Origin of the sequence: Plastoroseomonas hellenica (assembly GCF_018129085.1) — a bacterium.
GTDB lineage: Bacteria > Pseudomonadota > Alphaproteobacteria > Acetobacterales > Acetobacteraceae > Plastoroseomonas > Plastoroseomonas hellenica.
Genome location: NZ_JAAGBB010000054.1, coordinates 25361 through 36881 on the forward strand (window position 1 = coordinate 25361; position 11521 = coordinate 36881).

General features: G+C 71.2%; 14 protein-coding genes. 3 read left to right on the top strand and 11 right to left on the bottom strand.

Annotated elements, in window-relative coordinates:
• Positions 1 to 51 precede the first annotated feature (51 nt).
• Complete coding sequence (locus tag GXW71_RS28595) at positions 52 to 876, bottom strand: squalene/phytoene synthase family protein (protein WP_211856122.1); 825 nt, start codon at positions 874 to 876, stop codon at positions 52 to 54.
• 99 nt (positions 877 to 975) lie between these two features.
• On the opposite strand from GXW71_RS28595, the gene GXW71_RS28600 reads away from it, so the two are divergent.
• A complete protein-coding gene (locus GXW71_RS28600) occupies positions 976 to 1614 on the top strand; it encodes a superoxide dismutase (RefSeq protein ID WP_211856123.1) in 639 nt (212 codons plus the stop codon).
• 234 nt (positions 1615 to 1848) lie between these two features.
• Here the strand turns inward: GXW71_RS28600 and yajC are convergent, their stop codons facing one another.
• On the bottom strand, positions 1849 to 2184 hold the full coding sequence (gene yajC, locus GXW71_RS28605) for a preprotein translocase subunit YajC (RefSeq protein WP_211856124.1): 336 nt from the start codon (positions 2182 to 2184) through the stop codon (positions 1849 to 1851).
• 122 nt (positions 2185 to 2306) lie between these two features.
• Between yajC and GXW71_RS28610 the strand changes: the two genes are divergently transcribed.
• Positions 2307 to 3167 carry an ATP-binding protein gene (locus GXW71_RS28610; RefSeq protein WP_211856125.1) on the top strand — a complete coding sequence of 287 codons (861 nt, stop codon included), beginning with the start codon at positions 2307 to 2309 and terminating at the stop codon, positions 3165 to 3167.
• Positions 3168 to 3240: 73 nt separating this feature from the next.
• A complete protein-coding gene (locus GXW71_RS28615; RefSeq protein WP_246526976.1) occupies positions 3241 to 4185 on the top strand; it encodes an MBL fold metallo-hydrolase in 945 nt (314 codons plus the stop codon).
• Positions 4186 to 4319: 134 nt separating this feature from the next.
• On the opposite strand, the gene serS is transcribed toward GXW71_RS28615, so the two are convergent.
• The 9 genes from serS to GXW71_RS28660 all read right to left on the bottom strand — a co-directional run.
• Entirely contained in the window at positions 4320 to 5582 is a 1263-nt protein-coding gene (gene serS / locus GXW71_RS28620; RefSeq protein ID WP_211856126.1) for a serine--tRNA ligase, read from the bottom strand.
• 71 nt (positions 5583 to 5653) lie between these two features.
• On the bottom strand, positions 5654 to 6400 hold the full coding sequence (gene tatC / locus GXW71_RS28625; protein ID WP_211856136.1) for a twin-arginine translocase subunit TatC: 747 nt from the start codon (positions 6398 to 6400) through the stop codon (positions 5654 to 5656).
• Between the two features lie 57 nt (positions 6401 to 6457).
• Positions 6458 to 6916: a Sec-independent protein translocase protein TatB gene (gene tatB, locus GXW71_RS28630; RefSeq protein ID WP_211856127.1), complete on the bottom strand. Its 459-nt coding sequence runs from the start codon at positions 6914 to 6916 to the stop codon at positions 6458 to 6460.
• Between the two features lie 69 nt (positions 6917 to 6985).
• The gene (locus tag GXW71_RS28635) at positions 6986 to 8038 is read right to left on the bottom strand and encodes an ABC transporter ATP-binding protein (RefSeq protein WP_211856128.1); all 1053 of its coding nucleotides are present in this window, start codon (positions 8036 to 8038) and stop codon (positions 6986 to 6988) included.
• Positions 8035 to 8712 (bottom strand): SMC-Scp complex subunit ScpB, encoded by a 678-nt coding sequence (gene scpB / locus GXW71_RS28640; protein WP_211856129.1) that lies wholly within the window; start codon positions 8710 to 8712, stop codon positions 8035 to 8037. The genes GXW71_RS28635 and scpB overlap by 4 nt, the downstream gene beginning before the upstream one ends.
• Positions 8705 to 9457 (bottom strand): segregation and condensation protein A, encoded by a 753-nt coding sequence (locus tag GXW71_RS28645; protein ID WP_211856130.1) that lies wholly within the window; start codon positions 9455 to 9457, stop codon positions 8705 to 8707. Before GXW71_RS28645 ends, scpB begins: the two co-directional genes overlap by 8 nt.
• Entirely contained in the window at positions 9454 to 10152 is a 699-nt protein-coding gene (locus GXW71_RS28650; RefSeq protein WP_246526977.1) for a site-2 protease family protein, read from the bottom strand. The genes GXW71_RS28645 and GXW71_RS28650 overlap by 4 nt, the downstream gene beginning before the upstream one ends.
• A gap of 11 nt (positions 10153 to 10163) precedes the next feature.
• On the bottom strand, positions 10164 to 11180 hold the full coding sequence (nagZ, locus tag GXW71_RS28655; RefSeq protein ID WP_211856132.1) for a beta-N-acetylhexosaminidase: 1017 nt from the start codon (positions 11178 to 11180) through the stop codon (positions 10164 to 10166).
• A 4-nt stretch (positions 11181 to 11184) separates the two neighbouring features.
• Positions 11185 to 11521: SPOR domain-containing protein (locus tag GXW71_RS28660; RefSeq protein WP_246526978.1), on the bottom strand; the 337-nt coding region annotated here is incomplete at its 5' end.

Here is an 11521-nt window from a genome sequence, read left to right on the forward strand (position 1 = left end):
ATGGCGACTCCTCTCTCATGCGATCTGCTCGCAAGCGCAATGGAAAGCCGCTCATACACGCCCACGCAATCCCGCCATGATGACGGAAGCGCGAGCGGCCAGGCCGCGCGGCCCAGGCACCACCAGCGGATCGCCCGCCCGCCGCAGGTCACCTGCAGCCAGCACCGCCGGCAGCGCCGCCGCGATCGCGCTGCGGGGCAGCATCCGGCGTGCCTCGGCCCGCGCCTCCGCGAGCCGCGCCGCGCCCTCCTCCGCCATCGCACGCATCAGCGGCGCCGCCGCGCGCGGATCGGCGATCACCGCCTCCATGGAGAGCCCCGCCCCGGCCAGCGCATCGGCCGGCAGCAGGCAGCGGCCGCGCGCTGCCAGCCTGCCAACGCCGCGCAGCACGCCCCCCAGCCCATAGGCCGCGCCGAGCCTTTGCAGCAGCGCCAGCGCTTCGCCGCGAACGCCGAGCGCCCGTCCTGCCGCCACCGACCAGCCGCCGGCGGTGCCGCGCAGATAGGCGGTGAAGGCGCCGGCGCTCGGTATGCCCTCCTCGGCGGTCTCGGCCTCCCGCGCATCGGCCATCGCCAGCAGGTCGGCGGCGTCCAGCAGCCCCGCGCGGATCGCCGCGTGCAGCGGCTCCGCCACTTCATGCCGACGCGGTGGGCGGCCGTCGCGCGCCTCCTCCACCGCGTCGCGCCACCATTGCAGGCGGATCAGCGCCGCCATCGGGTTGCTCGCCGCCTCCCGCGCCCGCGCCAGCTCATGGTTGAAGCCGGTCAATGCAAAGAGCGCCTCCCGCTGCGCTGCGGGTGCGAAGAGCGTGGCGAGGAAGCGATCCGGATCAGCGGCGCGGACCAGGGCGACGATCGGAGAGAGCGGGGCGGCCATGGCGACCGCATGAACCCCGCGTGCAACGCCGGCAAGGCCCGTTGACGCTGGCAGGGCCCGACCCCAAGGTCTGGGCCTACCGACCATCGGGAGAGACCCATGCCCTTCACCCTGCCCTCGCTTCCCTATTCGACCTCCGCCCTCGCCGGCCAGGGCATGTGCCAGGAGACGCTGGAGCTCCATCACGGCAAGCACCACAACGCCTATGTCACGGCGCTGAACGGGCTGATCGAGAGCAAGGGCCTCGCCGGCAAGAGCCTCGAGACCATCGTCGCCGAAGCCGGCAAGGCCGGTGCCGACGGCCTGCCGGTGCTGAACCAGGCCGGCCAGCACTACAACCACGTGCTGTTCTGGCAGGTGATGTCGCCGAAGGGCGGTGGCGACAGCCTGCCGGCCGCGCTCGCCGCCAAGATCGACAGCGACCTCGGCGGCCTCGCCGCCTTCAAGGAAGCCTTCAAGCAAGCGGGCGTCACCCAGTTCGGCTCCGGCTGGGCCTGGCTGATCATCGCGCCCGACGGCAAGCTGAAGGTGACGAAGACCCCGAACGGCGCCAACCCGATCTCGACCGGCGAAGGCAAGCCGATCCTCGGCGTCGACGTGTGGGAGCACGCCTATTACCTCGATTTCCGCAACGTGCGCCCGAACTACCTCGACAACTTCCTGACCAAGCTGGTCGACTGGGAAGTCGTCGCCGGCCTGCTCGACAAGGGCGGCCTGAGCAGCGGCCAAGCGGCCTGAGGTGGTGCCTCGGGAGGGGCGCTGCCCCTCCCGAACCCTCCCTGCCAGGAGGCTTCCGCGTCGGCGTATACGCCGACGGACCTGCTTCACTTGGTGCCCTGATTGCGAAGCGGCGTCCGGCGATCTGCCGGACGCCGCTTCGCAATCAGGGCCCTAAAAGTCACCCGGGTGCAGGGGCCTGTAGGCTCCTGCCGGGTGGGTCCGGGAGGGCAGAGCCCTCCCGGGGAACTACCCTCAGCCCTTGTCGTTCGCCGCCTGGGGGCGGATCACGCTGCCGATCGTGCCGCGCACCAGGGTGATCTTCACGCCCGGGGCGATTTCCGCCTCGATCTCGTCCGAGCCTTCGGTGACCTTGCCGATGGTGGCGACGATGCCGCCGGCGGTCACCACCTTGTCGCCACGCTTGATCTGCGAAAGCATCGCGCGGTGATCCTTCATCTTCTTCTGCTGCGGGCGGATCAGCAGGAAGTAGAAGACGACGAAGATCAGGATCAGCGGCGCGAGCTGCATGACCATGCCGGTGGCGCCACCGGCGGCGGCATCCTGGGCATAAGCGGTCGAGATCCACATGGGGCTTGGGCTCCGTGTCGGCGCACCGGCTTGCGCGTGGCGCGGATTGCTAGTGAAACAGGCGCCGCAACCTAGCTTCCGCCCCCCGCGCGTCAAGGGCGGCCACCTTACGGACTGGAATGATGGACGAAACCCTTCTCCCTGCGCTGCTCCGCATCGCCGAGGCGCTGGAGCGCATCGCCCCCCCGGCGCCACCCGCCCCGGACCTCACGGCGGCTGACGCCTTCGTCTGGCACCCCGCGCCCATTCCGTGCCTCGTCCCGGTCCCCCGCGTCGCCGCCGTCGGCATGGAGTTGCTGCAGGGCGTCGAACGCCAGCGGGAGCTGGTGCTGGAGAACACACTCCGCTTCGCGCGCGGCCTGCCGGCCAACAACGCGATGCTCTGGGGCGCGCGCGGCATGGGCAAATCCTCACTGGTGAAGGCCGCGCATGCCGAGGCGAACCGCGCCCATCCAGGGTCGCTCGCGCTCATCGAGATCCATCGCGAGGACATCCGCACCTTGCCGGAACTGCTGAACGTCCTGCGCCCGCAGCCGCGCCACTGCCTGGTGTTCTGCGATGACCTGTCCTTCGAGAAGGAGGACCAGGACTACAAGGCGCTGAAATCCGTGCTCGATGGCGGCATCGAGGGGCGGCCGCAGAACGTGCTGTTCTACGCGACCTCCAACCGCCGCCACCTGATGCCACGCGACATGATGGAGAATGAGCGCAGCACCGCCATCAACCCGGGCGAGGCCGTGGAGGAGAAGGTCTCCCTCTCCGACCGCTTCGGCCTCTGGATCGGTTTCCACAATTGCGACCAGCCGACCTTCTTCGCGATGGTCGAAGGCTATGCAGCGGAGTTCAAGCTGCCGATCGAGAAGGACGCGCTGCGCGCCGCCGCCGTCGAATGGAGCGTGACGCGCGGCGGCCGCTCCGGGCGCGTCGCCTGGCAATTCGTGCAGGACCTGGCGGGCAGGCTCGGCGTGAAGATCGCCGCATGATCACGCCAGGAGCGTGCCTTCGGCATGACCCGCCTGAGGGACAGTGCGCATACCAACGCGCACTGCCGTTGATATGACACCGCGGCGCGATGCCGCCGGCCGCTTCCTGAACCCGGATGGCAGCGACGGCGGCAAGCGGCTGCGGGACGTGGTCCGGCTGATGCGGGAACCGCGTGCGGCATGGCCGCGGCGGGTCGAGGATCCGCCGCAGCCACCGCTCGCGCCGGTGCCGGCGGGGCATGTCGCGGTCACCGCGATCGGCCATGCGAGCTTCCTGATCCGCATCGCCGATGGCCCAACGCTGCTCACCGACCCCGTCTGGAGCGAACGCGCCAGCCCCTTCGCCTGGGCCGGCCCGCGCCGCGCCCGCGCGCCCGGCCTCGCTTTCGAGGCCTTGCCGCCTATCGATGCGGTGCTGATCTCCCACAACCATTATGACCATTGCGACCTGCCGACGCTGGCGCGCCTCGCCCGGCGCAGCGCGCCGCCGCCGGTCGTCACCGGCCTCGGCAATGCCGGGCTGATCGCGCGCAGCGGGTTGTCCGCCATCACCGAACTCGACTGGTGGGACAGCCACACGCTGCCGGGCGGCACCCGCCTCACCTACCTGCCGATGCGGCATGGCTCGGCGCGGACCGTGCGCGATCGCTGCCGGACGCTCTGGGGCGGCTTCGCCATCGAAACCCCCTCCGGCGCGCGGATCTTCTTCTGCGGCGACACCGCCTGGGGCCCGCACCTCGTGGACATCGGCGCCCGCCTCGGCCCTTTCGCCGTGGCGCTGCTCCCGATCGGCGCCTATGACCCGCGCTGGTTCATGAGCAGCGTGCACGTGGACCCGGATGAGGCGGTCGCGATGCACCATGCGATCCGTGCCCGCACCTCCATCGCCATGCATTTCGGCGTCTTCCAGCTCACCCGCGAGCCGATCGGGGAGCCGGTGGAGCGGCTGCTCGCAGCACGGGGCAAGGCGGATTTCCGAGTACCGGGCTTCGGGGAGACGCTGGTCCTGCCACTCTGAGCGGCCGCCGGGGTCATCGCCCTCTGTTCGGCATAGGTTCCCGGGCTTGCCCGCGTGCCTATGACCCGGACTGGAACGAATTTCGACAGTCGCATGACAGCCGCGGGACCATCAGATGACCGGTCGCGCCGGGCTCAGCCGAGCCGTTCGGCACCCGCCATGTAAGGCCGCAGCACCGGCGGGATGGCGACGCTGCCATCCGCGTTCTGGTGCGTCTCCAGCACCGCGATCAGCGCCCGGCCGACCGCGACGCCCGAGCCGTTCAACGTGTGCACCAGCAGGTTGTCCTTGCCGGTCTTCACCCGCGCCTTCATCCGCCGCGCCTGGAAGTCCCGGCAATTGGAGCAGGAGGAGATCTCCCGCCAGGCCTTCTGCCCGGGCAGCCAGACCTCGAGGTCATAGGTCCGCGCCGCGCCGAAACCGGTATCGCCCGAGCAGAGGAAGACCCGCCGCCAGGTCAGGCCGAGTTCGGTCAGCACCCGCTCCGCCGCCTGGGTCATGCGCTCATGCTCGGCGTCGGACTGGTCCGGCGCGGTGATGGAGACCAACTCCACCTTGGTGAACTGGTGCTGGCGCAGCATGCCGCGGGTGTCACGCCCGGCGCTGCCCGCTTCCGAACGGAAGCACGGCGACAACGCGGTCGCGCGGATCGGGAGCTGCACCGGCTGCAGGATCTCGTCACGCACCAGGTTGGTCAGCGGCACCTCGGCGGTCGGGATCAGGTAGCGGCCATCGGTGGTGGTGAACAGGTCCTCGGCAAATTTCGGCAATTGTCCGGTGCCATACATGGTCGCATCGTTCACCAGCAGCGGCACGACATGCTCGGTATAGCCATGCTCGGTGGTGTGCAGGTCGAGCATCCATTGCCCGAGCGCCCGCTCCAGCCGTGCCAGCGCGCCCTTCAGCACCACGAATCGCGCACCCGCGAGCTTGGCGGCGGTCGGGAAGTCCATCATCCCCAGCGCCTCGCCGATCTCGAAATGCTCACGCGCCGGAAAGTTCGGCATACGCGGCTCGCCGTGGGTGTGCAGCACCACATTGGCGGTCTCGTCGGGCCCGTCCGGCACCTCGGGGTCGAGGATGTTGGGAAGCGATTCGAGGATGCCCTTCAGCTCCGCCTGCTGCTCCGGCAGCGCCGCCTCGGCAGCGGCGATCCCGCCCGCGACCTCGCGCCCGCGCGCCTCCAGGGCTGCGGTGTCCTCGCCCTTCCGTTTGGCGATGCCGACGCTCTTGCCGATCTCGTTGCGCTCGGCGAGCAGGCCCTGCACGCGGGTCTGCGCATCGCGCACCCGCGCATCCAGCGCCACGATGGAGGACGCCACCGGCGCCACCCCGCGTCGCGCCATCGCGGCGTCGAAGGCTTCCGGATTGGTGCGAACCAGCCTGATGTCATGCATCGAACGGCAACCCGATCGTCATGCGGCCCAGCGGCCGCGAAGCATTTCCAGAACGCCGATGGGGAGAAACGTCACTCCTTCTCGTCCTTCTTCGGCGTCATCCACACCGCCGCCAGGATCGACAGCTCGTAGAGCGCCAGCAGCGGCACCGCGAGGCCGATCTGGCTGATGATGTCGGGCGGCGTGATCACCGCGGCCACCACGAACATGCCGACCACCGCATAGCGCCGGCTGCGCCGCAGCCCGTCCACGCTCAGGATGCCGACCCTGACCAGCAAGGTCAGCAGCACCGGAAGCTGGAAGGCAATCCCGAAGGCCAGGATCATGTGCATGACGAGCGAGAGGTATTCGCTCACCTTCGCCTCGAGCTGCACGGGCAGCGCGCCTTCCCCGCCCGGCGACTCGAAGGAGATGAAGAATGTCCAGGCCAGCGGGAAGATGAAGTAGTAGGCGAGCGCGGCACCGGCCACGAACAGGAAGGGCGAGGCCACCAGGAAGGGCGTGATCGCCCGCTTCTCGCTGCGGTAGAGGCCGGGCGCGATGAACAGCCAGAGCTGAGTCGCCCAGATCGGGAAGCTGAAGAAGGTGGCGCCGAAGAAGGCGACCTTCAGGTAGGTGAAGAAGGCCTCATAAAGCGCCGTGAAGATCAGCCGGCGGTCGCCGTGGCCCTGCTTCTGCAGGATGTCTGCCAGTGGCTGGGCCAGGAAGCCGTAGATCTGCGTGGAGAAATAGTAGCAGACGGCGAAGCAGAGCACGAAGGCGATGACCGACTTCAGGAGCCGCGAGCGCAGCTCCATCAGATGCTCGATCAACGGCATCGGCTTGTCGTCGATCGTGTCTTCCTGGTCGTCGCGGGGCAAACGGGCCGCCCTTCCTTAGGCTTGGTGGTTGGCCGGCGGCGTGGTGCCCGGCGGGATGAAGGCGGGCGGCGCGTCGACGGTCGTGGCCGGCGGTGCTGCCTCCGCGATCGGCGCGGGCGGCACGAAGGCCGGTGGGGCGGTGTCCACCGAAGGCGCGGGCGGCGTATAGGGCGGCGTGTCCTTCAGCGGGTCGGTCGCGAAGGTGTCCCGGATGCTGCCATCCTTGTCCACGGCGCGCTGGATCTCGCCCTTCAGGTCGAAATTGCGGATTTCGCTGATGGTGTTGCGCACGTCGTCGAGCTTGGCCTCGCGCACCAGCTCGTCGGCATGGCCCTGGAACTCCGCGGCCATGCGGCGCAGCTTCTGGATGCCCCTGGCAGCGCCGCGGATGGCCTCGGGCAGGTCCTTGGGCCCGATGACGACCAACGCCACCACGGCGATCAACGCGATTTCGGACCAGGCCAGGTCGAACATGGGTTCCCTTTTTCGCACCCGCTTGCGAGGGCGCGGCCTCCGTTAGCAGGAAGATCGATCACCGCCTAGTTAGGGTGCCTCCACCGGAAATACGAATGCCCGTTCCGCGTCGAGCGTGATCGAAACCCGCTCCCCGCGCCGGAGCTCGCGCCCAGCCGGGATGCGCGCATGCAGGTGCAGCACGCCGCCCTCCACCTCTCGCAGCGTCATGTGCACCAGGGTGGTGGCGCCGAGCAGCCGGGACGCTTCGATCTCGGCGACCGGCCCGCCGGCTTCCGGCCCGGCCAGCCGGAGCCCTTCCGGCCGGACGAAGACCTCGACCGCCTCCCCCTCCGCCCGCCCGGGCGCGGCCAGGGCACCGAAGGGGGTCGGCGCCTGCCCGCCGGCGACGCGGGCCGGCAAGCGGTTCACCTCACCCAGGAAGGTCGCGACGAAGCGGTCGGCGGGGTGCAGATAGAGCGTCTCCGGCGTCCCCGCCTGCACGATCACCCCGTCCCGCATCAGGGCGATGCGGTCGCCCATGAACATCGCCTCCTCGGCGTCATGAGTGACCAGCAGGGAGGCGATGCCGGCCTGCTGCAGCACGTGCAGCGTATCGTCGCGCACCTGCTCCCGCAGCCGGGCGTCGAGGCTGGCGAAAGCCTCGTCCAGCAGCAGCACCTGCGGCCGCGGCGCGAGCGCCCGGGCCAGCGCCACCCGCTGCTGCTGCCCGCCCGAGAGCATATGCGGGAAGGCCGCGGCATAGGCGGTCAGCCCGACGCGGGCCAGTGCATCCGCGACGCGCGCGGCCCGTTCCGGCTTCGGCACCCGACGCAGCCCGAAGGCGACGTTGCCGGCGACGTCGAGATGCGGGAACAGCGCATAGTCCTGGAAGACGAAGCCGACATTGCGCTCCTCGGGCGGCACTTCGCGCCCGGCCTCCGCCATCACCGAACCGCCGATCGCGAGCCGGCCGTGCTGCAGGGCCTCCAGCCCCGAGACCAGGCGCAGCAGCGTCGTCTTGCCGCAGCCGGAGGGGCCGAGCAGCGCCACGATCTCCCCCGGGGCCACCGCCAGGTCGACGCCGCGCAGCACCTCCCGCGCCCCGTAGGCGTGGCGGATGCCGTCGAAGGCGAGGCTCACGGAATGTCCTTCTCGGGCTCCGGCGTTTCCGGCCCGCCGGGTTCGGCCTCCGGCGTATCAGCCTCGGGGGTTTCGGGCCCGGACGGCTCGGGCGCGGACGTCCGGGGCTCCGGCAGCGGCAAGGCGGGCCCGGTCTCCGCCGTCACCAGCTCCTCTCGCTTCGGCAGGTCGCCGAGCTGGCGGAGTGAGAACTGCGCCAGGAACTTGTCCGTAGTGCCCCAGAGTGCCGGGCGCCCCGGCGTCTCCCGCCGCCCGCGCGGCAGGATGAGGCCAAGCTCCAGCAGTGCCTCGAGGCTGGTCTGGGACAGCGCGGTGCCGCGGATCTCCTCGATCTCGCCGCGGGTGCAGGGCTGGTGGTAGGCGATGATCGCCAGCGCCTCCATGGCCGCGCGCGGCAGCCGGCGCGGCGCCTCGATCACGCGGGTCAGCTTCGGCGCCAGGTCGGGCGCGGTGCGGAAGGCCCAGCCGCCGGCGACATCCTGCAATTCCACGCCGCGCCCGGCATAGCGCGCCGCCAGCGCCTCCAGCACTGCGGCCGCCGGCAATTCCTCCGGCAGCACGCCCGCCAGCATCTGGAGCGTCACCGGCTTCTCGGACGCGAAGACCAGCGCCTCCGCGATGCGCAGCCCTTCCTCCAGGGCGGCGCCGTCCATCTCCTGAGCGGTCTCACTCATCGCCCGTCTCCTGTTCGCGGCGGCGCACATGGATCGGCCCGAAGGCCTCCTCCTGCCGCAATTCGATCCCGCCCCCGCGCGCCATCTCCAGCCCGGCGATCAAGGTGCTGGCGACGGCCGCACGGCGCTCGACCGGATCGGCCGAGGCGTCCTCCGGCAGGAAGCGCATCAGCACCTCCCAGGAGGGCAGCGCACCGACCAGGCGGGTCAGGCGCTCGATCGCGTCCTGCACGGTCCAGAGCTTCCGGGGCTTCGGCCGGTAAGGCCGTCGGGCAAGCGCCCGCCGCCGCGCCGCGACATAGGCCTGCAGCAGCGAGGGCAGATCGGCCGCGAGGCCGGAGCGGTCGACACTGGTCAGGCTCTCCGGCGCGCCGCGGGCGAAGACGTCGTGCCCGAGCCAGGGCCTGCGGTTCAGCCAGAGCGCCGCCGCCCGCATCGCCTCCAGCGCCGCCAGCCGCTCGGTCAGCCGCTCGGCCAGCGCCTCGGCGTCTTCCTCCTCGCCCGCGGTCTCCTCGGGCGGCAGCAGCAGGCGGGATTTGAGCCAGGCAAGCCAGGCCGCCATGACCAGCCAGTCGGCGGCGAGCTCAAGCCGCACCCGCTCCCGCTCGATCACCGCCAGATACTGGTCGACCAGCGCGAGGATCGAGATTTTCGCGATATCGACCTTCTGCGCCCGCGCGAGCTCCAGCAGCAGGTCGAGCGGCCCGTCGAAGCCTTCCAGGTGCAGCGTCAGGGTCTCGCTCATCCCTCCCCGCTCCCATGGCCGGTCAGCAGCAGGACGAACTGGAAGGCCGGCAGCACCAGGTTGCGCACGAACCAGCCCATCGGGTTCCAGGCCGGCAGCGCCATCGGCAGCAGGAACAGGAAGACCAGCACGATCAGGATGCCGTAGCGCTCCAGCCGGGCCACTGCCATCGCCGGCCCGCGCGGCAGCAGCCCGACCAGGATCCGCCCGCCATCGAGCGGCGGCAGCGGGATCAGGTTGAACATGCCGAGCACCAAGTTCGACAGGATCGACAGCGCGCAGAGCCGCAGCAGGAACTCGCCGCCCGCATCGCCGAGCAGCCCGTCGGCGGCATCGACGGCATGCGCCGCCAGCCCGGCCAGAATCGCGAGCGCGAAGTTCATCGCGGGCCCGGCGGCAGCGACCAGCATCATGTCGCGCCGGGGATGGCGCAGCTTCCAGAAATCCACCGGCACCGGCTTGGCCCAGCCGAACATCGCCTGCACGCTGCCGGTGGCCAGCAATTGCCCGATCACCATGATGCCCGGCAGCAGCAGCGTGCCGACCGGGTCCACATGGCGCAGCGGGTTGAGGCTGATGCGCCCCGCACGCTCCGCCGTGTCGTCGCCGAGGGCGCGCGCGGCATAGCCATGCGCGGCCTCGTGCAGGGTGATCGCGAAGACCGCCGCGAAGATCGCGGCGGCAAGCTCTGGCATCCATCCGGGCATCAGGCGGCGTCCCGGCCGGCCGCAGTGGGATCGGGGCCGACAGGCCCCGCGGCGATGGTGGCGGCGCCATCGAAGCGTTCGCGCCGCGCCGCGGCGCGGGCGGTCGCCAGCCGTTCCGCCGCCCGGTCCGACAGCGGCGGCGTGGCGCGCAGCACCGCAGCACTTTCCGCGATGCGGCCGCTGCAATGGAGCAGGACGTCGCAACCGGCGCCGATCACCTCCGCCGCCAGGTCGTTCGACAGGCCGGCGAGCGCGCCCATCGCGACGTCGTCCGAGACCAGGACGCCGTCGAAGCCCATCGCGCCCCGGATGACTTCGCCGATGATGCTCGGCGAGAGCGTCGCCGGCCGCGCCGCATCCCAGGCCGGGTAGAGCACATGTGCGGTCATCGCCCAGAAGGCGGCGCCGCCATCGGTGGCCGAGAGTGCGCGGAACGGGTGCAGGTCAGCCGCCAGCGTCGCGGCGTCGGCCGTGACGCGCGGCAGCTCGTGGTGACTGTCCGCCGTCGCGCGGCCATGGCCGGGGACATGCTTGACGACCGGCGTCACACCGGCCTCCAGCAGCCCCGCCACCACGGCGGCGCCGAGCCGCGCCACGGCCTCCGGGGTCTCGCCATAGGCGCGGTCGCCGATCACGCCATGGGCGCCCGGGATGCGGAGATCCAGCACCGGGGCGCAGACCACGTCGAAGCCGGCGGCGAGGCAGGTCGCGCCCATGCGGCGCGCGCTGTCCCGGGCCGCGCCCGCAGGACCGTCGGCGAAGGCGATGGCGGCGGGAAAGGCCGGCCAATGCGGCGGCCGCAGCCGTGCGACGCGTCCGCCTTCCTGGTCGACCAGGATCGGCGTGGCCTCGCCCAGCACATCGCGCACGGCGGCGGTGAGCGCCGTGAGCTGCACCGGGTCCTGCACGTTGCGGGCGAAGAGGATGACGCCGAGCGGGCGCGCGTCGCGTAACAGCGCCGCCTCCTCGGCAGTCAGCACCGGGCCGGAGAGGCCGATGATGGCGGCGCGGGTCATGCGGTCAACCGCGGACGACGGAGCAATTGCCGCCCTTGGCGCGCAGCTTCTCGCAGAAGTCGCGGGCTGCATCCGCATCCGGGAACATGCCGGTGCGCAAGCGGAAGAGCGTCGGCTGCCCGTCCCGCTCGAAGCGGAGCACCTGCGGGCGGCGATCGCCGAGCAGCTCGGGCGCCCGGCGGGTCAGCCGCTCCCATTCGGTGCGGGCCGCTTCCTCGCTCGGCAGCGCGCCGATTTGCACCTGCACGCGGCCGGCATTGGGCGATGCCGGGCGGGCCGCGGGCGGCACGGCCGCGGCAGGCGCGGCAGACGGGGCCGGTGCAGTCGCGGCAGGCGCCGGT